Source organism: Caballeronia sp. LZ032 (assembly GCF_031451315.1).
Taxonomy (GTDB): Bacteria; Pseudomonadota; Gammaproteobacteria; order Burkholderiales; family Burkholderiaceae; genus Caballeronia.
The window spans coordinates 3,072,548-3,095,491 of record NZ_JARUXP010000001.1 but is presented as its reverse complement, the minus strand read 5'-3'; the positions used below and the strand labels follow the sequence as shown (position 1 = coordinate 3,095,491).

The 22,944-nt window shown below is 64.4% G+C and carries 26 protein-coding genes; 10 read left to right on the top strand and 16 right to left on the bottom strand.

The annotated features are described in order from the left end of the window. The first annotated feature begins 153 nt into the window (after positions 1–153). From QCE69_RS14550 to flgL, 3 genes are all read left to right on the top strand, one after another. Complete coding sequence (locus QCE69_RS14550) at positions 154–906, top strand: flagellar regulator YcgR PilZN domain-containing protein (protein WP_309919140.1); 753 nt, start codon at positions 154–156, stop codon at positions 904–906. A 350-nt stretch (positions 907–1,256) separates the two neighbouring features. Beyond that, positions 1,257–3,197 (top strand): flagellar hook-associated protein FlgK, encoded by a 1,941-nt coding sequence (flgK, locus tag QCE69_RS14545; protein ID WP_309919137.1) that lies wholly within the window; start codon positions 1,257–1,259, stop codon positions 3,195–3,197. A 10-nt stretch (positions 3,198–3,207) separates the two neighbouring features. Beyond that, entirely contained in the window at positions 3,208–4,443 is a 1,236-nt protein-coding gene (gene flgL, locus QCE69_RS14540; protein ID WP_309931307.1) for a flagellar hook-associated protein FlgL, read from the top strand. 120 nt (positions 4,444–4,563) lie between these two features. Here the strand turns inward: flgL and QCE69_RS14535 are convergent, their stop codons facing one another. From QCE69_RS14535 to QCE69_RS14490, 10 genes are all read right to left on the bottom strand, one after another. After that, a complete protein-coding gene (locus QCE69_RS14535; RefSeq protein ID WP_309931306.1) occupies positions 4,564–4,743 on the bottom strand; it encodes a hypothetical protein in 180 nt (59 codons plus the stop codon). A gap of 136 nt (positions 4,744–4,879) precedes the next feature. Continuing rightward, entirely contained in the window at positions 4,880–5,674 is a 795-nt protein-coding gene (fliR, locus tag QCE69_RS14530) for a flagellar biosynthetic protein FliR (protein WP_309919128.1), read from the bottom strand. Positions 5,675–5,682: 8 nt separating this feature from the next. Further along, positions 5,683–5,952: a flagellar biosynthesis protein FliQ gene (gene fliQ / locus QCE69_RS14525; RefSeq protein ID WP_008352562.1), complete on the bottom strand. Its 270-nt coding sequence runs from the start codon at positions 5,950–5,952 to the stop codon at positions 5,683–5,685. A 10-nt stretch (positions 5,953–5,962) separates the two neighbouring features. Further along, entirely contained in the window at positions 5,963–6,670 is a 708-nt protein-coding gene (gene fliP, locus QCE69_RS14520; RefSeq protein ID WP_409021206.1) for a flagellar type III secretion system pore protein FliP, read from the bottom strand. Between the two features lie 338 nt (positions 6,671–7,008). After that, entirely contained in the window at positions 7,009–7,515 is a 507-nt protein-coding gene (fliO, locus tag QCE69_RS14515; RefSeq protein WP_309919125.1) for a flagellar biosynthetic protein FliO, read from the bottom strand. Next, positions 7,512–7,946 carry a flagellar motor switch protein FliN gene (gene fliN, locus QCE69_RS14510; RefSeq protein WP_309919123.1) on the bottom strand — a complete coding sequence of 145 codons (435 nt, stop codon included), beginning with the start codon at positions 7,944–7,946 and terminating at the stop codon, positions 7,512–7,514. The genes fliO and fliN overlap by 4 nt, the downstream gene beginning before the upstream one ends. After that, positions 7,939–8,937: a flagellar motor switch protein FliM gene (fliM, locus tag QCE69_RS14505; protein ID WP_309898259.1), complete on the bottom strand. Its 999-nt coding sequence runs from the start codon at positions 8,935–8,937 to the stop codon at positions 7,939–7,941. Before fliM ends, fliN begins: the two co-directional genes overlap by 8 nt. Positions 8,938–8,961: 24 nt before the next feature. Next, a complete protein-coding gene (gene fliL, locus QCE69_RS14500) occupies positions 8,962–9,450 on the bottom strand; it encodes a flagellar basal body-associated protein FliL (RefSeq protein ID WP_309810727.1) in 489 nt (162 codons plus the stop codon). Between the two features lie 239 nt (positions 9,451–9,689). After that, entirely contained in the window at positions 9,690–10,592 is a 903-nt protein-coding gene (locus QCE69_RS14495) for a trypsin-like serine protease (RefSeq protein WP_309931301.1), read from the bottom strand. A gap of 280 nt (positions 10,593–10,872) precedes the next feature. Further along, positions 10,873–11,196, bottom strand: a complete 324-nt coding sequence (locus QCE69_RS14490) for a hypothetical protein (protein ID WP_309931300.1) — start codon at positions 11,194–11,196, stop codon at positions 10,873–10,875. Positions 11,197–11,440: 244 nt separating this feature from the next. Here QCE69_RS14490 and QCE69_RS14485 point away from each other — a divergent pair, with 244 nt between their 5' ends. After that, complete coding sequence (locus QCE69_RS14485; protein ID WP_309931298.1) at positions 11,441–12,391, top strand: hypothetical protein; 951 nt, start codon at positions 11,441–11,443, stop codon at positions 12,389–12,391. Between the two features lie 132 nt (positions 12,392–12,523). On the opposite strand, the gene QCE69_RS14480 is transcribed toward QCE69_RS14485, so the two are convergent. The 6 genes from QCE69_RS14480 to fliF all read right to left on the bottom strand — a co-directional run bounded on the left by QCE69_RS14480 (position 12,524) and on the right by fliF (position 19,510). Then, entirely contained in the window at positions 12,524–13,936 is a 1,413-nt protein-coding gene (locus QCE69_RS14480) for a flagellar hook-length control protein FliK (RefSeq protein WP_309931296.1), read from the bottom strand. 37 nt (positions 13,937–13,973) lie between these two features. After that, entirely contained in the window at positions 13,974–14,429 is a 456-nt protein-coding gene (gene fliJ, locus QCE69_RS14475) for a flagellar export protein FliJ (protein ID WP_309810704.1), read from the bottom strand. Positions 14,430–14,493: 64 nt separating this feature from the next. Next, a complete protein-coding gene (fliI, locus tag QCE69_RS14470) occupies positions 14,494–16,005 on the bottom strand; it encodes a flagellar protein export ATPase FliI (protein ID WP_309811739.1) in 1,512 nt (503 codons plus the stop codon). 65 nt (positions 16,006–16,070) lie between these two features. Further along, on the bottom strand, positions 16,071–16,763 hold the full coding sequence (fliH, locus tag QCE69_RS14465) for a flagellar assembly protein FliH (protein ID WP_404984622.1): 693 nt from the start codon (positions 16,761–16,763) through the stop codon (positions 16,071–16,073). Continuing rightward, a complete protein-coding gene (fliG, locus tag QCE69_RS14460) occupies positions 16,750–17,745 on the bottom strand; it encodes a flagellar motor switch protein FliG (RefSeq protein WP_309919111.1) in 996 nt (331 codons plus the stop codon). Before fliG ends, fliH begins: the two co-directional genes overlap by 14 nt. Beyond that, complete coding sequence (gene fliF, locus QCE69_RS14455) at positions 17,735–19,510, bottom strand: flagellar basal-body MS-ring/collar protein FliF (protein WP_309919108.1); 1,776 nt, start codon at positions 19,508–19,510, stop codon at positions 17,735–17,737. The genes fliG and fliF overlap by 11 nt, the downstream gene beginning before the upstream one ends. A 297-nt stretch (positions 19,511–19,807) precedes the next feature. Here fliF and fliE point away from each other — a divergent pair, with 297 nt between their 5' ends. The 6 genes from fliE to QCE69_RS14425 all read left to right on the top strand — a co-directional run bounded on the left by fliE (position 19,808) and on the right by QCE69_RS14425 (position 22,925). Next, on the top strand, positions 19,808–20,176 hold the full coding sequence (gene fliE / locus QCE69_RS14450) for a flagellar hook-basal body complex protein FliE (protein ID WP_309931294.1): 369 nt from the start codon (positions 19,808–19,810) through the stop codon (positions 20,174–20,176). Positions 20,177–20,413: 237 nt separating this feature from the next. Further along, positions 20,414–20,833 carry a flagellar export chaperone FliS gene (gene fliS, locus QCE69_RS14445; protein WP_309810687.1) on the top strand — a complete coding sequence of 140 codons (420 nt, stop codon included), beginning with the start codon at positions 20,414–20,416 and terminating at the stop codon, positions 20,831–20,833. Positions 20,834–20,862: 29 nt separating this feature from the next. Continuing rightward, a complete protein-coding gene (locus QCE69_RS14440) occupies positions 20,863–21,192 on the top strand; it encodes a flagellar protein FliT (protein WP_309810684.1) in 330 nt (109 codons plus the stop codon). 109 nt (positions 21,193–21,301) lie between these two features. After that, positions 21,302–22,363 (top strand): flagellar hook-length control protein FliK, encoded by a 1,062-nt coding sequence (locus tag QCE69_RS14435; RefSeq protein WP_309931292.1) that lies wholly within the window; start codon positions 21,302–21,304, stop codon positions 22,361–22,363. Continuing rightward, the gene (locus QCE69_RS14430; RefSeq protein ID WP_309919102.1) at positions 22,342–22,608 is read left to right on the top strand and encodes a hypothetical protein; all 267 of its coding nucleotides are present in this window, start codon (positions 22,342–22,344) and stop codon (positions 22,606–22,608) included. The genes QCE69_RS14435 and QCE69_RS14430 overlap by 22 nt, the downstream gene beginning before the upstream one ends. Beyond that, a complete protein-coding gene (locus QCE69_RS14425) occupies positions 22,605–22,925 on the top strand; it encodes an EscU/YscU/HrcU family type III secretion system export apparatus switch protein (protein ID WP_309931289.1) in 321 nt (106 codons plus the stop codon). Before QCE69_RS14430 ends, QCE69_RS14425 begins: the two co-directional genes overlap by 4 nt. The last annotated feature ends 19 nt before the right edge of the window (positions 22,926–22,944 follow it).

Genomic DNA, 22,944 nt, shown 5'->3' with positions numbered 1-22,944 from the left:
ACCACATACTTTTTGCGCCGGCAAACCCTAAACTTTTAAAACTGCAAGCCGCTAACCTGAATAATCGAAGTTCCGGACCAATAGGGGCCTGGAGCGACGCGCGGCGTTCGGGGATAAGGGCAATGCGCGAGCACAGAGAATACGGCCAGCACCATGAACACCAATCAAAAACATGACGTTGCCGACGATGATGTTGCACCGATCGTTGATTTCGGACGGCGCAATCCGCTGGAAATCGGCGTTGCGCTGCGCAATCTCGCCAATCGTGGTGACTTCCTCACCGCGCAATACGGCGACGGCCAGATCGTCACCCGCCTGCTTGACGTCGATGTGACGGCGCATCGCTTCACCTTCGACTGGGGCGGCGTCGCGGAACAGAATCGCGGCGTGCTGGCGGCACAAAAGCTCGTTTTTCATGCGGCGCCCGAAGGCGTGCGCGTCGAGTTCACCACGGCCCGGCCGCGCGAAACCGTCTTCGACGGCCGGCCCGCGTTCGAAGTCGAGTTCCCCACGGTGCTCTACTACATGCAGCGGCGCGAGTACTTCCGCGTCGAAGCGCCGGTGCTCGATCCTTACATCTGCACGGGCGTGCTTCCGGACGGGGAGCGTTTCCGCTTCGAGGTGCACGACCTTTCGCTGGGCGGCGTCGCGCTGCGCACGACGGATGAGCGTGTCGCGGGACTGGAGATGGGCATCGTGCTGGAAGATGCCGAACTGCATTTCAGCGCGAACGGCAAGGTCACGCTGGACATGATGCTGGTTTCGCATCGCGAATCGACGACGCCCAAGGGTGATCGCCGCTATACGATCGGCTTCAAATTCACGTCGATGCCGGGATCGGCGGAAAACACGCTGCAACGGCTGATCACGCAGCTCGAGATGAAGCGGCGCTCGCTGGCGAAGTAACGCGTTCGCGGCGTAACTGGCTGAGTAATTCAGCTCCATGCCCCTGTGCGGGGCGGCAGGCAACTGCCGTCTTGCCCAGGGGCATCGTCTTTCATGGGCCATCTGAACGACCGCACGTCGAATCAGCAGAATTGACCTGTAAACCCCGCGCTCTTCGCTCAATAGCGATTGACATCGGCCGTCGATAATTTCCCATCGCGACAAGCGTCCAGCGTTTGCATCGAATCCAAGATCACTCCGATAACCCGATGCGAGCCACGCGTGAAGCTCAATTTCCCCGGCGTCCGGCCGATATACAAGGCAATCATGCGGCAGCGCTCGATTCCACGCCGCCTCAACAGGATTCACGCATGTCCAATAATATTTTCAGCATTGGTCTTTCGGGTCTGAATGCGGCCCAGTGGGGCCTGACGACGACGGGTCAGAACATCAGCAATGCCGCGACGCCCGGCTATACGCTCGAAAAGGTCCAGTACCAGGAAGCGGCCGGCCAATACACCGGTTCCGGCTATCTCGGCAATGGCGTGCAGGCGACGACCGTCACGCGTCAATACAGCCAGTACCTGACGACCCAGGTCAACAACACGCAGGCGTCGAGCAGCGCGGCGAGCACGTACTACTCGCTGATCTCGCAGCTCAACAATCTCGTGGGCGATCCGACCAAGGGCATCGCAACGGGCATCACCAATTACTTCTCCGGCCTGCAGTCCGTCGCGAACTCGGCGAGCAGCACCGCCGTGCGTCAGTCGCTGATGAGCAGCGCGCAGACGCTCGCCGACCAGATCAATTCGGCGGGCGAGCAATACGACCAGCTGCGCCAGAGCGTCAACACGCAGCTGACGAGCGCGGTCTCGCAGATCAACAGCTACTCGCAGCAGATCGCGGATCTCAACAAGCAGATCGACGTCGCCACGGCGGGCGGCCAGCAGCCGAACCAGTTGCTCGACCAGCGCGATCAGCTCGTCACGAACCTCAGTTCGATGATCGGCGTGCAGGTCGTGTCGCAAGGCAACAGCTACAACGTGTTCATCGGCAACGGGCAGCCGCTCGTCGTCGGCAACACGCAATACGGCTTGCAGACGGTGAATTCGCCGTCGGATCCGAGCGAGCTGACTGTTGCCTTCCAGAGCCGCGACGGCTCGCCGCAGACGCCGGCGAACACCCAATACATCGACGATTCGGCCCTCACGGGCGGCGTGGTCGGCGGCCTCATTTCGTTCCGCTCGCAGACCCTCGACCCGGCCGAAGCGCAGCTCGGCGCCATCGCCACGAGCTTCAGCAGCCAGCTGAACAGCCAGAACAAGCTCGGCCTCGACCTCAACGGTGTCCAGGGCACGGACCTGTTCGCGGCCGGCAGCCCGAACATCGTGACCAACGCGCGCAACCAGGGCACGGGCACCGTGAGCGCGTCGATCGTCGACGGCACGCAGCCGCCGACCAACGACTTCGCCGTCACCTACAACGGCACCACCTTCAACGTGACCGATCCGGCGACCGGCAATTCGCTCGGCACGATCGATCCCGGCACCGACAAGACCATCAACGGCCTGAAGATCACCGTGCCGGCCGCCGCCGATGTGAAGCAGGGCGACTCGTTCACGATCCAGCCGACGCGCGCCGCACTCGACGCGTTCAAGCTCACGACGACCAACGGCGCCGCAGTGGCCGCGGCTTCGCCGGCGGTGACCTCGGCGGGCAGCTCGAACACCGGCACGGCGACGATCTCGTCGGCGACGGTCACGACCGGCTACTCGATGCCGTCGGACATCAAGCTCACGTACAGCGCGTCGGCGGGCGGCTTCACGTCGAGCGTCGATGTGACGGTCGGCGGCACCAGCTACACGGCGGGCACGACCATTCCGTACAACGCGTCGAACGGCATGACGGTCACGGCGAACGGCATCTCCGCCACCATCAGCGGCACGCCGAAGGACAACGACGCGTTCACGATCGCGCAGAACAAGGGCGGCACGAGCGACGGCAGCAACGCGCTCGCGATGTCCAACCTGGTCTCGACCAAGTCGTTCAACGGCGGCACCGACACGCTCACGAGCTCGTACGCGAACTACGTGAACACGATCGGCAACCAGACCAACCAGCTCAAGGCGACGAGCACGGCGCAGACCGCGCTGCTCTCGCAAGCCACGACGGCGCAGCAATCGGTGCAGGGCGTGAACCTGAACGAGGAAGCGGCCAACCTGATTCAGTATCAGCAGCTCTATCAAGCGAACAGCAAGGTGATCCAGACCGCCGCGACGCTGTTCCAGTCGCTGCTCGGCATGTTCAACTGAGGCAAACGCAATGCGTATTTCCAGTTCCCAGTACTTCAACATGAACGTCGCTTCGATGAGCGACCAGCAAAGCACGCTCGCGTCGATGTATCAGCAGATCTCGTCGGGCAAGCGCATCCTCACGGCGTCCGACGATCCGCTCGGCGCCGCCCAGGCCGTGCAGCTGACCCTGAAGAGCGGCGCGCTCGCGCAATACAGCACGAACCAGACGACCGCGCTGTCCTCGCTGCAACAGGAAGACTCCACGCTCGGCACCGTGAGCACGGTCCTGCAAAGCATCCAGACCAAGATCGTGCAGGCCGGCGACGGTTCGCTCACCGATGCGGACCGCACCTCGGTCGCGACCGCGATCCAGGGCTTGCGCGACCAGCTCTTCGGTCTTGCGAACACCACGGACAGCAACGGCAACTACATCTTCTCCGGCCTGAAGGGCAGCACGGCGCCGTTCACCAACAATTCGTCGGGTGTCGGCACGACCTATTCGGGCGACTTCGGCCAGCGCTCGGTGCAGATCAGCGAAGGCCGTTCGATTTCGGTGGGCGACACGGGCGTGTCGATTTTCCAGAGCGTCTCGCCGACGGAAAGCGATCCCGTCTCGAGCGCCGGCAGCCAGAACACCGGTACCGGCACGGTCAGCGCGGTGAGCGTGACCGACGCCAGCAACGCCGGCAATGCGAGCCAATACAAGATCACCTTCGCGGTGTCGCAAACGGACGGCACCACGACCTATTCGGTCGAATCCACGCCGCCCGACAGCACGCTGCCGACCAACGTGGCTTATACCGGCAAGACGGACATCAAGCTGGGCGGCCAGAGCGTGACCATCGACGGCACGCCGGGCGACGGCGACACGTTCAGCGTGCAGCCAGCGGCCACCGATAACAACGATATCTTCGCGACGCTCGACAACATCGTGGCAGCGCTCAAGCAGCCGACCGGCACGCCGGGCGCGCAAGCTGCGCTGACGAACGCATTGAGCACGGCCGGAACCAAGGTCAACAACACGTTCAATAATGTGCTGGCGGCGCAGACGGTCGTGGGCGGGCGTGAACAGGAAGTGCAATCGACGCAGACGTCGATGCAGACCAGCCAGACGCAGACGGCAAGCGACATCGCCAATCTCACGAGCATCGACCTGGTGTCGGCGATCAGCCAGTACGAGCTGACGCAGACCTCGCTGCAAGCAGCCCAGATGGCGTTCTCGCAGATCCAGAAGATGTCGTTGTTCGATTACATCGGGAGTTGATTGAAGCGGTTTTTGCCGGACCTTGATCTTGAGGAGCATCGCGGAAGCGCGATGCTCTTTTTTTATTGGCGCGCGACAGGCGGGTGCGCTCTTAACCCCGCCTGCCGGACCAGGGAGCGATCAGACGCGGGATTTCGAATTGCCTCGAGAGACTTCGCCCTGCAGCACGATGACGTTGTTCCCGTCGATGTTGCTTTGCGTGACGGCGTTGGTGGTCTTCGCCGCGCCTCCCGACACCAGCGAATAGTGAAGCTGGCTTCGATCGATCTTCTGCATCGTGACTGAATGACGTTGGTGCATGACTGCTTCCTTATAAGAATTGGACGATAGAAATTTCGTCAGGCGGCAGACTACAGCGATCCAACGTCGAAGGCGTTACGGGAATTCCGAGATATCGTTGCCTGACGGCATGAGCCGGAACATGTCGATGCGTGCGTCAGTGCATCGCGCCGGCGATTCGCCCGATTTGCCCGAGCCCCACGTCGAAGATGCGCTGGAAGAAGGGCATCAGGTTCGGCACCATGAGTTGCAGCAGCAACAAGCCGACCAGCATGGTCACCGGAAAGCCGACCTGGAAGATGCCGATTTGCGGCGCGGCCCGGTTCAGAATGCCGAGCGCGAGGTTGGCGGTGAGCAGCGCGGCGACGATCGGCAGCGCGAGCAGCAAGCCCGTCGAGAAGACGCTGGCGCCATAACCCACCAGCACGCGCCAGCCTTGCGCATGCGCGGCCGAGGCCACGACGTTCACATCCACCGGCACGCTCTGGAATGTGGAGACCAGCGCGCTGACCAGCTGCAGATGGCCGTCGAAGACGAGGAAGGCGAGCATCGCCAGCGTGTTGAGATAGCGCGACACCACCACGGCATTGCCGCCGGCGCGCGGATCGTAGAGCATCGCGAAGCCGAGGCCCATCTGCTGGCCGATGAACTCGCCCGCCGCATCCACAGCGGCGAATGCAACCTGCATCGTCATGCCGATGGCCGCGCCAATCAGGAACTGGTTGACGATGATCCAGATGCCCGCCGACGAGAACACCGTCACCTGCGGCATGGCGCCGAGCGTCGGCGCGATGATCAGCGCGACGAACGCGGCCAGCGCGATCTTCACGCGCATCGGGATCGCCATGTGGCTCAGCACCGGCGCCGTGCCGATCAGCGCGAGAATGCGCACGAACGGCCACAGGAACGCCGTGAGCCAGCCGTTCAGTTGCGCATAGGTGACGGAGAACATCGAGGCGCTCAGCCCGTGATCGCGGGCGTGATGGTGAAGACGTGACGCATGTAGTCGAGCAGCGTCGAGAGCATCCAGGGCCCGGCGATCACCAGCGTGACCGCCACCGCGATCAGCTTCGGAATGAACGAGAGCGTCGATTCGTTGATCTGCGTGGCGGCCTGGAACAGGCTCACCACCAGACCCACGACCAGCGCGACGAGCAGCAGCGGCGCGGCCAGCAACAAGGCGACATACATCGCCTGATGGGCCATCGTCATGACGGATTCGGGCGTCATCTGTCGATCCTCAGGAAACGAAGCTCTGCGCGAGCGAGCCGATCAGCAACTGCCAGCCGTCGACGAGCACGAACAACATCAGCTTGAACGGCAGCGCGATCGTGGTGGGCGACACCATCATCATGCCCATCGACATCAGCACGCTCGCCACCACCATGTCGATGATCAGGAACGGGATGAAGATCGTGAAACCGATCTGGAAGCCGGTCTTCAGCTCGCTCGTGACGAACGAAGGCACCAGCAGCGACAGCGGCACGTCCTCGGGGCCGTTCATCGGCGCGGCGTGCGAGATGCGGGCGAACAGCGCGAGATCCGCCTCGCGGATCTGCTTCAGCATGAACTGCTTGAACGGCGCGACGCCGCGCGTCATGGCCTGATCCATCGTGATCTGGCCTTCGGAGAAGGGCTTGTAGGCGTCGTTGTAGGCCTTGTCGAGCACCGGCGACATCACGAAGAACGAGAGGAACAGCGCGAGGCCGACGAGCACCTGGTTCGGCGGCGTGCTCGTCGTGCCGAGCGCCTGGCGCAGCAGCGACAGCACGATGATGATGCGCGTGAAGCTCGTCATCATCAGGACCATCGCGGGGAGGAACGAGAGCATCGTCAGCAGCAGCATTGTCTGCACGCTGAGCGAATAGGTCGTGCCGCCGTTCGGGCCGGGGCTGGTGTTGAACGCGGGGAGACCCGCCGTGCTTTGTGCGAAGGCGAGATACGGCATCAGACCGATCACGACCGGAAGCGCGAGCTTCACGCCGCGCACGATGTTGCGACTGACCCGCATTACTTGCTCCCGCCGACGAACTGCTTGAGACGCTTGCCCGCGATGCCCGCAAGGACATCGACGAAGCGCTGACCGTGGAAAACGATGAAGGTGATAGCCATGAAATCCTGCCTTTTTCGATAGGCTGAATTGTTGACTATCCGGGGGCGCGACGATGACGCGAACAGAGGGGAAAACCCGCGCTAACTCGTTCTATTGCAAACGAGGCTGCGAGACTGTAAACGCGCATCGGGCGTGGTCCTCGCGGAGCACGCCCGATGCCGATGACCTGCGCGTTACTTGACGAACTTCTGCAGGCGCTTGTTCGCTTCGCCGGCGAGGGCGTCGCGGAACCGCTGGCCGAAGCCGCCGGACACGGTTTGTGCCGCGCCCGGAACAGGGACGCCGATGCCGTCCGCGTCCGCTGATCCGGCGGGCATCGTGTGCAGCAGGCGCACGTTGCCGGGACCCGCGCCGAGCACAAGCCACGTATCGCCCACTTCGATCACCGCAACCCGTTCCTTGTTGCCGAGCGACGCGCCGCCCACCACTTTCACGAGCCCGCTGCGCTTGCCGCCCTGATAGCCGAACTTGCGCGCGAGCCACGCGCAGCCGAACACGAAGCCGATCACGACCGCGAGTCCGACGAGCGTCTGCAACACGGCGCCGAAGCCGAGCGACGGCACCGCGGTGCCCGCGCCGACGCCCGAGGCGATCTGCGCGGCGTGATTCACCGCGTTCATGTCGGCGGCATGCACGAGAAGAGGCGCGGCGAAAAGCAGCGCGGCGACCACGCGTTTCATCGATTCAGCTTCCGGATGCGTTCAGACGGCGTGATGATGTCGGTCAGGCGGATGCCGAACTTGTCGTTGACGACGACCACTTCGCCTTGAGCGATCAGGCAGCCGTTGACCAGCACGTCCATCGGCTCGCCGGCGAGGCCGTCGAGTTCCACGACCGAACCTTGTGCGAGTTGCAGCAGGTTGCGGATGGCAATCTTCGTGCGCCCGAGCTCCACCGTCATCTGCACGGGGATGTCGAGAATCATGTCGATGTCGTTGCGCGTGGACGGCGCCGCGGCCTTCGACAAGGGCTGGAACACGCCGGCCGTAGCCACCGCCGGCGTTTCGTTGCCGTTCTGTTCGGCGAGGGCGCTGGCCCAGTCGTCCATGATGGCGTCGTCGGCCTTGGCGTCCGCGCCGGGCAACGTGCCTTCCTGCATCAGATCACTCATATCCACCTTCCTTCATCGTATCGCTCGCGCTGACCATTTTTTGCACGCGCAGCGCGTATTGCCCATTGAAAATTCCGTAGCCGCATTCCATGACCGGCACGCCGTCCACCTTCGCCGTCACATGCTCGGGGATGTCGATCGGCAGCACGTCGCCGGCGCGCATGTTCAGCAACTGCTCGAACGACGAGCGGATTTCAGCAAGGTCCACCGTCAGTTCCACTTCCGCCGACTGCACCTGCTGCGACAGCACGCGCACCCAGCGGCGGTCCACTTCGAGCGCTTCGCCCTGGATCGGCGAGGACAGCACGTCGCGGATCGGCTCGATCATCGAGTACGGCATGCAGATGTGCAGCGTGCCGCCCGTCGAGCCGAATTCGATCGTGAACTGCGTCACGATGACAATCTCGTTCGGCGTCGCGACGTTGGCGAACTGCGTGTGCATCTCCGAACGCATGTATTCGAACTGGAGCGGCTTCACGCTGCGCCACGAGGTCGCGTAATGCTCGAACACCAGGTTGAGCAGCTTGCTGATGATGCGCTGCTCGGTCTGCGTGAACTCGCGTCCCTCGACGCGCGTATGGAAGCGCCCGTCGCCGCCGAACAGGTTGTCGACCACGAAGAACACGAGGTTCGGGTCGAACACGAACAGCGACGTGCCGCGCAAGGGCTTCACGTGGACCAGGTTGAGGTTGGTCGGGATCGGCAGGTTGCGGGTGAATTCGCTGTACTTCTGCACCTTCACCGGACCGACGGAGATTTCCGCCGAACGCCGCATGAAGTTGAAGATGCCCACGCGCATCAGGCGCGCGAAGCGGTCGTTGATGATTTCGAGGCCGGGCATCCGGCCGCGGACGATGCGTTCCTGCGTCGCGATGTTGTAGGGACGGACGCCGACGGGTTTGGTCTCGTCGGAGACCTGGTCGATTTCGCCGGTGACGCCCTTGAGGAGGGCATCGACCTCCTCTTGCGACATGAACTCTTCGTGGCCCATGAACTTTTACTCGCTGATGCGGCGTTACTGAACGACGAACTCGGTGAACAGCACTTCCTCGACGCGCACCGGCTTTTCAGCGGTGCTCGCGGCCGTTTCGACGGCGGCGCGCAGTTCGTTGGCGAGCTGTTTCTTGCCGTCGACGGTGGCGAGGTCGTCGGGACGCTTGCCCGAAAGCAGAAGCAGCACGCGGCTGCGGACTTCGGGCATGTGCTCGGTGACCAGCAATTGCACTTTCTCGTCGTGCAGCTTGAGCGTGAGGCCCGCGCGCAGGTAGTGCATGGTGCCGTCGTCGGACTGGAGGTTCACGGTGAGCGAATCGAGCGGGAAGAACACGGGCGGCGGCTCCGGAGCGGGCTTGGCCGGGCCATGGTTCTTGCCGAGGAAGAAGTAGGCGCCGCCTGCGCCCGCGCCGAGCAGAACCATCGCGCCGATGGCGATGATCAGGATCTTCTTGAACTTGCCGCCCTTGGCGGGAACGATGGGTTGCTGGTTTGCGGTCGTGGTAGCCATGAATGCGTGCCTCTTTCGATAGGGTGAATTGTTGGCTATCGCGGTGTAAAGCGATGGGTCGAACAGAGGGGGGATTAGGGGCTATTCCATCTGATTGATGGAGCCCTTGGGTCGGGCGTGGTTAGACCGGTTAACGGGGATTTGACGGAAAACTTTTGGCTATTTGGGGGAAGGGAGGAGGGGGTGCGGGGCGGTGCGTGGCCGCCCCGCGCTTCAGGCCTGGTCAGGTCGGCCAGACGTCACGAACCGCTCCACAGGCTGGAGAAGGTGTTGGCAAGCGCCTCGATGATGCTGGCGAGCGCCGATGACGAGCTTTGCGTCGTGCCGGATGTGGATTGCGGTGCGGATCCGAAGGGCGACTGGGTCGTGGTGCCCGAAGCGGCGCGGGTCGTTGAAGTCGCCGGATCCGACGAGGCGTTTCCATCGAACGCGGTGATGCCAGCCTGGATGTAGTCTGAAACCGTGCAGGTCGCGGCGGCGTATTCCAGCGGCAGACCGCCGTTGCTGACCGTGCCCACGAGGATGCCGTTGCTATCGACGAGCGGTCCGCCGGAGTCGCCATAGAACCAGACTGTTTGCACCGCCCAATAAGTACCCGCAAGTAGAGAATTCGGGCCGACGCTGTTGAAGGTGATCGGTGTTGTGACGTATTCGCTCTGCGGCAACATTGCGGCTCCGAAAAGCTGCAAGGCGCCGGCTACGATCAGAGACTTCGGCGTCTGGCGATACACCACCACAGGATCGTTCGCGAAATCCGAGATCTTGGGCGACGGGCACTTTTGGGGAAGTTTCAGAGTCTGCGTCCCGCTCGAGGAGACCGGACGCTGCAGTTTGATGAGCGCGACATCGATGCCAGGGATTCTTACCCAGCCTGTGTTTTCCACAGTGGACGCGGCTTCCTGGGAAGAAGAGAACGCGCTGCCGTATGACACGCTGATCGATGTCACCGAGCTTGGTTCGGTCAGACAATGCTCCGCGGTAATCACGACGTCACTGCTGACGAGCGCACCCGCGCAAAGATAACTGTTATTGACGTTGAGCTTGACGTAAGCGCCTGCATAATCAGTTGCGGCTGCGTGCGTTAATCCGGAAAATAACGCGGATGCAATGAATGAAAATACTTTGAGCCTTGATTTCAACATGAGTCAATGAGTATTTGGTTGATTCAATTCAGGCGCAATTTTAAGCGCGCCTTTCACTTTTCAAAACGTCATGATTTTCTCGGACCGCCTTGGATCAGATGGGTTTTCTAAATCTGCTCAATGTTCGCCACGCAGAAACGAATGCATCAGGCGATGCGGATTCGATACAATCGCGCCTGCGAGCGTTACTGGAGCAGCGCCTTCGACAGCAATGAGTATATGGAAAAGCCCATTGCACGGGCGTGAAAGGCGTTCGCCAATACCGGATCAAGCAAACGGACTAGTCGATCAAATCGGCGAGCTTCTGTTCTATCTTGAATGAAAAAAAGAATTGAAAGTTCGACAATTCCCCGCCGCTACCGCCTTGAAATTTTTCGAAACATTTTAATTTGAGACGCGCGACAGATTTTGATAGGCCGCAACGTGAAAGCAATCGGTCTGGGCGTGACTGGCGTCCGGTTCTGATTAGCTTGCTACGCTGACTAAACGCCACCATGAAAAGAAACGCACCGGGACGCACGCCGTTTTTCGCCTTGATCCTCATGCTCGTCCTGGCCTTGGCCGGGTGCGGCGGAAGCAGCAACTCGCCGCAGGCCGCCAGCACCGGGCCGTCGACTTCGAGCGGTCCGACTGCGCCTGCGTCAGGACCGACGCCTGCCTCTGCACCGGCGCCTGCATCGGAACCCGCGTCTGCACCAACGTCGCCGCCGACGCCAGCATCCGCGCCCGCGCCTGCGTCAGCACCAGCCGTTCAGAACGCGCCCGGCACAGTGCAGGGTGTGACAGGCGGAAGCACTGTCACGAAGCCGACCGCGGTGACGGTCTACGGATCATTGTTGGGCGGATCGTTGGACAAGCCACAGAGCAGGCTCATCATTCCGGTAATCGCACTTGGTTCAGAAACCCTGCCAGCGCCATCCCCGCTGGTGCTGGACACCGGTTCGGCCGGCATGATCATCGACGCACAGGACGTATTTCCCGCGACCATGGTCAGCACCGACGGATTCGTGTTTCCGCCCGGGCAGAACACGCTGACTTATCACGGCATCACCGTAACCAATGTGCAGGTATCCAAGATCTTCGGCGGCGGCGCCCACACCGACTACGGCAATATCGGTTTCGCCACGGTGAGGTTCGGCGGGCATGGCGAACTGACCACGAATCTGATGCCAGTCCTGTTCAGCTATAGAACGCTCGACAGCAATGGCCGACCGCTGCACCTGGCGTGGCACGGCACGTTCGGTATCGACCCCGCTGCCAGCGCTGTCCTGGCACCTGGTGCCGCCCCATCTGGCAGCCTGAACATCTGCTCGCTGCAGTCCATCAATGCGAACGGCTGCGACTTCGTGAGCGTGCTGCGCTACCTGAATGACGCTGCAGGCGTGAATGCGGGCTTCTCGCTCGGCAATGCGGCGCTCGATCCGAAATGCGCCATTACCGCCACGATGACGGGATGCAGTTTTCAACCGGCGTTGACGGTGGGACTGAGTGAGACGGACGAGCAAGCTTATGCATCCATACCGTTGATCTGTCCGCCGCCCCGTAGAATGACTGGATCGGACCACGGTGTGACGGCATGCGTCCCCAACGTGGCCGGCTTCACCATCAGCGACTCCGACTCCGGCGCGAGTTTCAAGACCAAGGTCCTGTTTGATTCCGGCACGCCGATCATGAGATTCTCGGTGCCCCAGGGGCGGCGTTCCCGCAGTCGCTGCGGAAACCTTGACGCTGGCGGACTCGCCGTTCAACTACAGCTATCGGGCGGAGGAGAGGCCGCCCTTTGTCACCCGGTTTTCTGATCGCGCGAAGTCGCAGAGAACCATCATCGGCATCGGCTTCTTCACTGATCACCGGATGTTTGTCGACTTCAGCAGCAATCGAGAGGGCTGGAAGTAAGCGTCGCGCCGCAACCCCGACGCGACCTGGCCCGGTCACGCAAACGTATCGACCAGTCCGACCGTGCGCCGTACCGGCACAGTCACGCTGGCCGTGCCTCCATCGTCGATACCGCCGACACCGCCAATCCCGCTCGTACCACGCGCGCTCCCAGATCCCGAACGCCCGTCACCGCTTTGCTGCTGCGACTGCCGCGCGAACGCCGAGCCATCGGAAACGGACGCGCTGCCGAGGCTGATGCCGTTCGCTTCCATTGCCTCGCGCAACTTCGGCATCGCGGCTTCGACCGCTTCCCGCACCTGCGCATGCTGCGACACGAACAACGCGTGCGCGTGATTCTCGGAAACCTGCAGCGTGACTTGCAGCGGCCCCAGGTCTTTCGGATTGAGCGTCAGTTCCGCGCTTTGCTGATCGGACTTCGACACGAACACGACCTTTTGGCTGAACGCATCGTCCCAGCCGGAAGCGCCGACATGCGGCTCGATTGCTGCGCTGGTGGAAGCCGCCATCGAGCCTTGCGTGCCGGACACGGCCGAACTGCCCGTCGCCGATTGCATCGCCACCGCGTGGGCAGCGGCGTCTGCTGCCTGCTTGTACGCGGCGGTCGCGGCATCGGCGGGCATTGCCGTCGCTGCCTGACCGCCGGCGAGCGCCGCGACATCGGTCTGCGCGGTAGCCGCGTGGGCGTCGGCGCTTGCATTTGCCGCCGAAGACAGTCCGATCAGACCCGCGCCCTTGCCGCCCTTCGCGAACAGACCGGTCTGTTCGTCCCCCTCCTTGCCGGCTTCGCGCGCCGCACCGGCCGCGCCCGTCGCGACGTTCACCGGCAGTGCGGCGGGCGTCTGCTGGTTCAGCGCAGCAAGCGCCGCCTGCAAGGCGTCCTGCGCCGATTTCGCATCGCCGCTCTTTTGCGTGCCGTCGGTGGATTTCGTGTCGTCGCTGGCGCTCGTCGCAGCAGCGGCGGCCGCATCGGTCAGGTCCGTGAGCGTCGGGTCAGTGTCATCGTCGGCATTGGCTGCATCCGCGAGCGCCTTGGCTTTGGCCTGCGAGGCCGCCGCCGCATCCTGCGCGGAGCCTGCGGATTGCGCGGCCGGCTTCGATGCATCGGCCGTCGTGGACTTGCCCGGACGAGCCGCTGCGCCCGTCTTCGCGCCCGCATCGGCTTGATTGGTTTGCGACGCGCCCTGCGCATCGGTGGCGTCGGCGCTCTTCGATGCCGCGTCGGACCGGTCGTCCGGCTTGGGCGCATCGTGCACGCTCGACGTGTCGTCCGACTGCTGCGCCGAGTCGGCCAGCGCGCGGGCGGCCTGTGCGTCGGCGTTGGCGCGGTCGGTGATGCCCTGCAGCGTCAGGCCGAACGACGCCCCCGCGCTCGCCACGCGCTGCGCCGTGGTCTTGCTCGAAGACGAGGCGCCCGACAGCGCGCCAAGGAGAGAAACGGAGGACATGCGTAGCCTCTGGAAATCGGTGGGAATGTTTGATCGGTCAGGACGACGCGCGCTCGGCGCGCATGCGCAGGATCTTGGCCGCGTGTTCGTCGGCTTCGCGCTGTTCGACGCGCGCCGCCTTTTTGGCAAGCATCGCCTCGCCGCGCGCGGCCAGGACTTCGTAGCTGCCGAGTTTCTGCTTCTTCATGCGCCAGTCGGGCTTGGCGGCTTCGATGCGCTGATCGGCCATCAACAGCGCCGTGCGCTGTTGCGCGATCGCCGAATCGAGCGTGTCGACGAACGCCTGGAAATTGCGCAGCGTCTGCGCCGTGGTGCCCTGCTGCGCCGAAGCGGTGAAGCGAGCGTGATACTCGTCCCGATAGGTGATGAGCGAATTCAACTGCGCTTCGAGGTCGTTTCGCTCCTGCTGGAGCTTGCCGAGTTTCTTCGTCGCGGCGTCGAGTTCTTCGCCCGCGAGTTCGATGAGGGTGTTGATCGGCAGATTCTTGGACATGGCGTGACGGTCCCGTATGGTCTTTCGTTTTTGTCTGACTAATAAAGTGGATACTAGTCGAAAACTATTCGAAAAGTTGATTCAACATTTCGATGCTCGGCTCGAATGGCGCCTGCTCCCTGAAACCCTGCTGCAGGAACGACTCCATGCGCGGATACAGCGCGATCGCCCGGTCGAGCAGCTGGTCGCGGCCGCTCGAGTACGCGCCCACGTTGATCAGGTCCTTGTTGCGCTGGTAACGCGACAACATCTGCTTGAACAGGCGCACGCGCTCGAGATGACGGTCGTCGATGAGCGAGGTCATGGCGCGGCTGATCGACTGTTCGATGTCGATCGCGGGATAGTGACCCGCTTCCGCCAGCGAACGATTCAGCACGATGTGGCCGTCGAGAATCGCGCGGGCCGAATCGGCGATCGGGTCCTGCTGGTCGTCGCCTTCTGTGAGTACGGTGTAGAACGCGGTGATCGAGCCGCCGCCCTCCGGGCCGTTGCCGGTCCGCTCGACAAGCGCCGGCAGCTTCGCGAACACCGACGGCGGATAACCCTTGGTCGCGGGCGGCTCGCCGATGGCCAGCGCAATCTCGCGCTGCGCCATCGCGTAACGCGTCAGCGAATCCATCAGCATCAGCACGTGCTTGCCCTGATCGCGGAAATATTCGGCGAGCGAGGTCGTATAGGCGGCGGCCTGCATGCGCAGCACCGGCGAGACGTCGGCGGGCGCGGCGACCACCACCGAGCGCGCGAGGCCGTCTTCGCCCAGGATCTGCTCGATGAATTCCTTCACTTCGCGTCCCCGTTCGCCGATCAGCCCGATCACGATCACTTCCGCGCTCGTGTAGCGCGCCATCGTGCCGAGCAGGACGGACTTGCCGACGCCCGAACCCGCGAACAGGCCCATGCGCTGTCCGCGTCCGACGGTCAGCAGCGAATTGATCGCGCGCACGCCGACGTCGAGCACCTTGTGGATCGGCTCGCGGTTCAGCGGGTTGATGACCGGTGCGGACAGCGGCGCGTCGACGCGCGCGTTGAGCGGACCGAGACCGTCGAGCGGACGGCCCGATGCATCGACCACCCGGCCGAGCATTTCCCAGCCGACCGGCAGGCGCTTGGCGCCCGCCATCGGATCGTTGATCGGCGCGCTTTCGAGCGGATAGACGCGCGCGCCCGGCAGCAGGCCGGCCACTTCGGTGGTCGGCATGAGGAACAGCTTGTCGCCCGAGAAGCCGACGACTTCGGCTTCGGCGCTCGGAATCGCGCTGCCGGGCGGCAGCTCGATCATGCATTCGGAGCCGACGCCCATCTTCAGGCCGACCGCTTCGAGCACGAGGCCGGCGGCGCGCGTCAGGCGGCCGCACGGACGCAGCGGCTTGGCGAGCGCGCTGCGCGTGCGCAGGGCGTCGAGCTTGTCGCGCCACGCGTCGATGTGCGGATTGCCGGCGATATCGGCGAGTTCGGCGATGGTGCGCGCGGCGAGTTCCTCGGGCGTGGGCTCGTCGGCGGCTTCATCGGCGGCGAGCGGGCCGAACGACGCGCGCGCGAGTTCCTGTTCGAGCGCGCTCAGGCCGTCCTGCGTGATGCGGTGCGCGTGCGGGTGGGCGTGCGAATGTGCGTGCGGATGCACGGCCGACGATGCGGGTTGATTTACCACGGCTTGTGTCTCCCGAGGGCAGCCACGACGCGCTCCCAGCGCGATACATTGGTCGAGTCGACTTCGCCCGTCGCCGCATGCGCCTTGCAGCCGCCGCGCTCGACGATCGGGTCGGGACGCACGGTCCAGCCGGCGCCTTCGAGTTCATCCTTCAGATAGGCATCGACGACCGGCATGTCGGCCGGATTGACGATCAGCGTCGGCGCGCCCGACAGTTCCGGTTCCGCCGCGATCACCTCGCGCGCCACCGCGACCAGCGCGGTCGGATCGAGCGCGAGATGCTGGCGCACGACCTGTTGCGCGATATCGACCGCCAGTTCGGCGAGCGCTTCCGCGATGGCCGCATCCGCCGCCTGCAACGCGGTCTTGAAGCTGTCCGCGATTTCGGCGAGACGCGCGGCCTGCGCCAGCGCTTCCTTGCGGCCGTCTTCGAAACCCTTCGCCTGGCCTTGTTCGTAGCCGGCCTGATAGCCGAGCGCCTGGCCCGCGACGTGACCCTTGGCGAGTCCCTGTGCATGCGCGTCTTCCTCGACGCGGCGCAGATGCGTTTCGAGCGCGGCCTGTTCCGCCGCGCTGTTGTCGACCTTGACGTTGACCGGATCGAAGGACGCCATCTCCCAGCGCTGGTACGCCGAGAGCGGAGCCTTGTCCGGGCCCTTGTGCGCGCGGGCGTCAGACATACGCATCCTCCGCCTTGCCACCCAGCTGGATCTGGCCGTTTTCCGCGAGGTTGCGGACGATCTGCAGGACCTTGCGCTGCTGCTGCTCCACTTCCGACACGCGCACCGGACCGCGCGAATCGAGGTCTTCCGCAAGCAGTTCGGCGGCGCGCTGCGACATGTTCGACAGGAACTTCTGGCGCAGCGCCGGCTGCGCGCCCTTCAGCGAGACGATCAGCGTCTCGGACTCCACTTCCTTCAGCAGCAGCTGGATCGCGCGGTCTTCGAGGTCGAGCAGGTTCTCGAACACGAACATCTGGTCGATGATCTTCTGCGCGAGTTCCGCGTCGTACTCGCGGACGTTCGAGATCACGCCTTCCTCATGGTTGCTCGACATGAAGTTGAGAATCTCGGCCGCCGTGCGGATGCCGCCCATCGGCGCGCGCTTCAGGTTGTCGCTGCCGGAGAGGAGGGTGGTCAGCACGTCGTCGAGTTCGCGCAGCGCGGCGGGCTGGATGCCGTCGAGCGTCGCGATGCGCAGCAGCACGTCGTTGCGCAGACGGTCGGTCAACAGCGAGACGATCTCCGACGCCTGATCGCGGTCCAGGTGCACGAGGATCGTCGCGATGATCTGCGGATGCTCGTTCTTGATCAGTTCCGCGACCGCGCCCGAGTCCATCCACTTGAGGCCTTCGATGCCGCTCGTGTCGCTGCCCTGCAGGATCCGGTCGATCAGCGCGCCGGCCTTGGTTTCGCCGAGCGCCTTGGTCAGCACCGAGCGGATGTACTCGCTCGAATCGAGCGACAGCGCCGTGTGCTGCTCCGCCTCGCTGACGAATTCGGTCAGCACGTTGTCGAGCTGCTCGCGCGTCACGTTCTTCAACGCCGCCATGGTCGCGCCGATCTTCTGCACTTCGCGCGGTGCGAGGTACTTGAAAACTTCGGCGGCTTCTTCCTCGCCGATCGACATCAGCAGGAGCGCGGCTTTATTCAGGCCTTCAGCGTTCATCGGACACCCAGTTCTTGACGACCGTCGCAACGATTCTCGCGTCCTGACGCGCGACCATGCGCGCGTAGTCGAGATTGCGATCGAATTTGGCTTTCTTGCTTTCGTGACCGAGGAGACTCACCTCGGCATCCTTGTCTTCATCGTCCTTCTTGTCGCCGCCGGCCGCGGGGCCGTCGAGCAGCGAGAGTTCGTCCGGTGCGGCCAGCGACGGCGCCATTTCGGGCGGCGGCGGGAACGCACGGCGCATCGCCGGCTTCACCATGCTGAAGTACAGGAACAGGCCGACGATGCCGATGCCCAGGTACTTCGCCGCCTGGATGCCCATGCCGATCGACTCCGGCGTCTTCCACCACGGCACGTCCGGCGTCACGTTCAGGTCGGCGGAGAACGCGCTGTTGACCACGTTCACCGAGTCGCCGCGCTTGTCGTCGAAGCCCATCGCGTCCTTCACGAGCTGCTGCACCTGCGCGAGCTTGTCGGCGGCGAGCGGGGTCATCGTCACGTTGCCCTTGGCGTCGACCTTCTTCTCGTAATTCACGACCACCGCCACCGACAGGCGCTTGATGCCGCCGGTCGCCTGCTCGAAGTGGCGCACGGTGCGGTCCACTTCGTAGTTGGTCGTGGTGTCCTTGCGCTCGTTCTTCGGCGTGGACTTCGCGCCCGCGCCGGCTGCGCCGGACGCGGCGGCATCGACGGGCGCGGAGGCGGCTTGCGGCGGCTGGTTCGAGAGCGCGCCCGGCACGCCGGATGCGCCGCTGCCCGAGGTTTCGCTCGATTCGCTCGACTGCTGGCTGCGGATCGCGGTGTTCTGCGCGTTGCCGTTCGGGCCGTAGCTTTCGGCGGTCTGCTCGAGCTTCGAGAAATCGATGTCCGCGCTGACCTGCGAGCGGGCGTTGCCGGCGCCAAACAGCGGCGCGAGGATCGCGTCGATGCGCTTCTGCGTGTTGTGCTCGATCTGCTGCACGTACTTCAGCTGCGAGGCGTCGAGGCCGTTGGCGACGCTCTGGCTGGTGAGCAGGTTGCCGTCCTGATCGACGATATTGACGTTCTTGACCGGCATGTCCGCCACGCCCGACGCCACCATGTGCGCGATCGCCAGCACCTGGCCTTCGTCGAGCACGCGTCCCGGATACAGGTTGACCATCACGGAGGCGGTCGGGAGTTCCTTGTCGCGCACGAACACGCTGGGCTTCGGAATGGCCAGATGCACGCGCGCCGACTTCACCGACGAGATCGACCCGATGGTGCGCTCCAGTTCGCCTTCGAGCGCGCGCTGGTAGTTGACCTGCTCGGCGAACTGGCTGATGCCGAACTTCTGGTTGTCCATCAGTTCGAAACCGACCGAACCGGCCTTCGGCAGGCCCTGGCTCGCGAGGCGCAGGCGGGTTTCGTGAACCTGCTCGGCCGGGACGAGGATCGCGCCGCCGCCGTCGGAGAGCTTGTAGGGAATATTGCCCTGCTGGAGCGCGGCAACGATTGCGCCGCCGTCGCGGTCCGAGAGATTGGAGAAGAGGACGCGGTAGTCCGGCTGGCGCGACCACATGACGAGGCCCGCGACGACCATCACCAGAATGGCGACGGCGACGATCAGCGGCACCCGCGGGTTGGAGCGGAACTGGTTGAGCATCGGCACGCGCTGCGCGAAGCCGCCGAAGTCGGCGCCGCCTGCGAGGCCCGGGCCTGCCGTTCCGGCTGTGCCGGGTTGTGCGCCCGCCAGGCCCAGTCTGGCATCGGGCGTGATGAGTGAGTTATTGGGCGTTTCCATTTAGCGTCGAGGCTCCGAATCTTTCGCTTCCACCGCGGCCGCCGGGCTTCTTGAACGGCGGCAGTGGACTTTTCACGATGGGGATTATCCGCAGAAGATTGCAACTCGATTCAGCGAACAGAGCGGGGTTTTCCCCGTTCTTCCCGCGCTTTGAAACGACACCCGCTGCTAAGCTTTTTCGTACTCGGTGAACCTCCGTCATGGCGGCGCCGAACCCAGGCCACCGCTCCCGTGCGGCGCGGGCCGTCCCGCCTTCGGACGCGGTCCGCCGGCTTATCACTGATTTCCGGAGTCAATATGAACTTTCCGATCAATCCGCTCTCGGCCGCGCTCTCCTCCATCCAGTCGATGGCGTCGCAGGCCGCCGGCGGAACGTCCGCCGCGGGCGCTGCTAACGTGGCGACGGGCGCCGTCACAGGCGGCCAGTCGGGCGCGGCCAGCGTGAGCAGCTTCGCCGACGCGCTGAAAACCTCGATCGACAAGATCAGTGACAACCAGACCAAGGCGCTCGGCGAGGCGCATGCGTTTGAAATCGGTTCGCCGAACGTGTCGCTGAACGACGTGATGGTGGACATGCAGAAGGCGAACGTCGGGTTGCAATTCGGCCTGCAGGTGCGCAACAAGCTCGTCTCGGCCTATAACGACGTCATGCAGATCTCGGTCTGACGCGCAGTCAAGCCTGGAATCGAACCGTTCACGGTCTCTCTTCCGATCCTGTCGCCGCCTCCTGAGCCTTGCGTCCTAAAGCTTTGCCGCGTTCCTCCGATAACCCCCATAACAGCACGGCGAACGACGATTCGCTCGCCCCGGCGAGCGAATCGGGCGCCGGCGCCGGTTTGCAGCAGGCCCGAAACCGGACAGACAGCGGATCGCAGCAGGGCATCGTAAAAGGAGAAGCAAGAGATGTATTCCCCAGGACACGCCGGAGCCAACGCCTACGCGCGCGTGGGCGTCCAGACAGGGGTGATGGGAGCGAGCCCGCACCGGCTGATCACGATGCTGTATCAGGGCGCGCGCCAGGCCATCGCGCAGGCGCGCATGCACATCCAGCAGAAGAACATCGGCGGTCGGGGGATGGCGATCGGCAAGGCCATCAGCATCATCGAGAGCGGCTTGCAGCAGGCGCTCAACAAGGACGCGGGCGGCGAGATCGCCGAACGGCTGGACGCGCTGTATACGTATATGTCGCGCCGGCTGCTCGAAGCGAACCTGAAGCAGGACGAGACGATGCTCGTGGAAGTCGACAACTTGCTCGCGACGCTCGAAGAGGCGTGGGTGGGCATCGCACCGGAAGTGGCTCAAATGACCGCGGCGCCCGTATGACGGAAGGCTGCGTCGATTGCCTCGAAAGAATGAAGATGACCCAAGAATATTTCGCCCACTACGAAGCCATTGCGGCGGTTTCCGGCCAGATGCTCGTGGCCGCGCGCGGCGGCGAATGGAGCGAACTGAAGACGTTGCAAGGCACCTACCGCGAGTTGATCGAGCAGCTGAAGGACGTGGATTCCGGCTCGGAGCTCGATGAAAGCGCCCGCGCCCGCAAGCTCGATCTCGTCAAGAAGATCCTGGCCGACGACGCCGCGATCCGCGACCTGACGTCGCCGAGCCTCGCGCGCCTGTCCGCGCTGTTCACGGTCAACAGCCCGGCGCGCGTACTGAAAAAAATGATGGGACTGCGCTGAGCGCAACTGCGCCTGGCCGGAAGCCGGTCACAGCGTACTTGAGGATGTGGGCATGAGTGGACTCGATACTGCGATCGCAAGCTTGCTCGCCAACCGAACCGAGCTCCTGATGTCCGCCCTTCGCGCGCCGAACGGCGTGAGCGGCAGCGGCGTCACCGGCGCGAGCGTCGGACAGACGGGCACGCCGGCCGATACGTCGCTCGTCGGCGGCGCGCCGCAAGCCAGCCTCGCGCCGGCGCCATCGACGCAGACCGCTTTCTCCAGCGTGGCGCGCACGCTCGACGTGATTTCCCGTTTTGGCGGCGCGACGCCGCCCGTCACCGGCGACGCCCCGCTCTGGCCGACGCCGCCCCGTCCCGCCAGCGCGTTCGCGGCGCTTTCGACCGGACTCTTCGACACCGCTTTCTCCTCCAACGCCGCCGCGGTCGCCGCGGCGCGCGCCGCGACGCAGAATCTGCCGCCGCTGCCGGCAGGCGTGCTCGCCACCGAACTGGCGAAGACCGTCGACGAAAGCGGACTCTTCTACGAATCGCACCTCGTGCAATGGCTGGCGGGCCAGCGCAGCAGCGCGTCGCTCGGCAACGAGCCGCAGGCGCGCGTCGACGCCCGCACGCGCGCCTTGCCGCTCGACTTCGTCAGCGATGCCTTGAGCCCGGCCGCCACCGGCGACACCGGCCTCGACGACGCCCGCGCGCCGCAAGCCGCCGCCGCGGATTCCCCCGATTTGCCCGATCTGCCCGATTTCCCCGCGCGCGGCGTCGCGACGCCGCAGACGCCGCAGCAGGCGGCCGCGCTCGCCGCGTCGGTGCGCGATGCGCCGGCCGCGATGCTGTCGAGTTCACAGGGCGCGAACAACGCATACGGCACGAGCGCCGCGTCGGCCCCGGCCGCGCGGCCGAGCGAACACAACTCGGCGCTGCAGGCGTCGGCCGATGCGGGCATTCATCCGGCCACCCTCAATGTCGTGCGCCAGCAGCTCGACGTGCTCGCGAACCAGCAGTTCCGCTGGCAGGGCGAAGCCTGGCCCGGCACGCGCTTCGAGTGGGAGATTGCCCGCGAACCGCGGGATCACCGCTCGCTGGACGACGCCGCCGACGAGAGCGCGCCTGGCGCACGCGCATCACGCTTTCGCTGCCGGCGCTCGGCACCGTGGACGCCGAGCTGGTGCTGACCGGCGACAAGCTGGTCGCGCGCATCAAGGCGGGCGACGCGGGCGCGCGCCGTCTCGCCACCGACGGCCCCGCCTTCGCGCGCCAGTTGGAAGCGGCGGGATTGGCGCTGGCGTCGCTGTCGGTCCGTTCGATGGACGGCTCCACCGATCTCGCCATCTCCGGCGAACCGAATGACAGGAAGCCGGTCAGGTCGCCGCTCGAGCATCTGTTGCGTCCGGCAGCGGGCGAGGGAGGCGCGGCATGAACCAGAACCAGTCGGGGCCGCCGCCGTACACCCGCATGCAGGCCACGGCGCTCGCCTACGAGGCGGGCAATCGCGATGCGACGCCGCGCGTGGTCGCGAAGGGCTACGGCATGGTCGCGGAGATGATCGTGCAGCGCGCGAAGGAGGCGGGGCTGTATGTGCACGAGTCGCCGGAAATGGTGTCGCTGCTGATGCAGGTCGATCTCGACGCGCACATTCCGCCTGCGCTCTATCACGCGGTCGCGGAACTGCTGTCGTGGGTGTATCGGCTGGAAAACGAGGAGCCGTTGCGCGAAGCGGGGCGCGCGCTGCGTTGATCCTTCACCGCCGACGCTT

Coding starts and splice junctions, on each gene's coding strand:
- fliG (WP_309919111.1), bottom strand. CDS start 17,745: ATGAACGCTGAAGGCCTGAATAAAGCCGCGCTCCTGCTGATGTCGATC.
- flgK (WP_309919137.1), top strand. CDS start 1,257: ATGTCCAATAATATTTTCAGCATTGGTCTTTCGGGTCTGAATGCGGCC.
- fliE (WP_309931294.1), top strand. CDS start 19,808: ATGAACTTTCCGATCAATCCGCTCTCGGCCGCGCTCTCCTCCATCCAG.
- fliO (WP_309919125.1), bottom strand. CDS start 7,515: ATGAAACGCGTGGTCGCCGCGCTGCTTTTCGCCGCGCCTCTTCTCGTG.
- fliQ (WP_008352562.1), bottom strand. CDS start 5,952: ATGACGCCCGAATCCGTCATGACGATGGCCCATCAGGCGATGTATGTC.
- fliJ (WP_309810704.1), bottom strand. CDS start 14,429: ATGTCCAAGAATCTGCCGATCAACACCCTCATCGAACTCGCGGGCGAA.
- fliP (WP_409021206.1), bottom strand. CDS start 6,670: ATGCCGTATCTCGCCTTCGCACAAAGCACGGCGGGTCTCCCCGCGTTC.
- QCE69_RS14535 (WP_309931306.1), bottom strand. CDS start 4,743: ATGCACCAACGTCATTCAGTCACGATGCAGAAGATCGATCGAAGCCAG.
- fliN (WP_309919123.1), bottom strand. CDS start 7,946: ATGAGTGATCTGATGCAGGAAGGCACGTTGCCCGGCGCGGACGCCAAG.
- QCE69_RS14425 (WP_309931289.1), top strand. CDS start 22,605: ATGAACCAGAACCAGTCGGGGCCGCCGCCGTACACCCGCATGCAGGCC.
- fliF (WP_309919108.1), bottom strand. CDS start 19,510: ATGGAAACGCCCAATAACTCACTCATCACGCCCGATGCCAGACTGGGC.
- fliM (WP_309898259.1), bottom strand. CDS start 8,937: ATGGGCCACGAAGAGTTCATGTCGCAAGAGGAGGTCGATGCCCTCCTC.
- fliR (WP_309919128.1), bottom strand. CDS start 5,674: ATGTTCTCCGTCACCTATGCGCAACTGAACGGCTGGCTCACGGCGTTC.
- QCE69_RS14480 (WP_309931296.1), bottom strand. CDS start 13,936: ATGTCCTCCGTTTCTCTCCTTGGCGCGCTGTCGGGCGCCTCGTCTTCG.
- fliL (WP_309810727.1), bottom strand. CDS start 9,450: ATGGCTACCACGACCGCAAACCAGCAACCCATCGTTCCCGCCAAGGGC.
- QCE69_RS14440 (WP_309810684.1), top strand. CDS start 20,863: ATGAAGATGACCCAAGAATATTTCGCCCACTACGAAGCCATTGCGGCG.
- QCE69_RS14435 (WP_309931292.1), top strand. CDS start 21,302: ATGTCCGCCCTTCGCGCGCCGAACGGCGTGAGCGGCAGCGGCGTCACC.
- fliS (WP_309810687.1), top strand. CDS start 20,414: ATGTATTCCCCAGGACACGCCGGAGCCAACGCCTACGCGCGCGTGGGC.
- fliH (WP_404984622.1), bottom strand. CDS start 16,763: ATGCGTATGTCTGACGCCCGCGCGCACAAGGGCCCGGACAAGGCTCCG.
- flgL (WP_309931307.1), top strand. CDS start 3,208: ATGCGTATTTCCAGTTCCCAGTACTTCAACATGAACGTCGCTTCGATG.
- QCE69_RS14495 (WP_309931301.1), bottom strand. CDS start 10,592: ATGTTGAAATCAAGGCTCAAAGTATTTTCATTCATTGCATCCGCGTTA.
- QCE69_RS14550 (WP_309919140.1), top strand. CDS start 154: ATGAACACCAATCAAAAACATGACGTTGCCGACGATGATGTTGCACCG.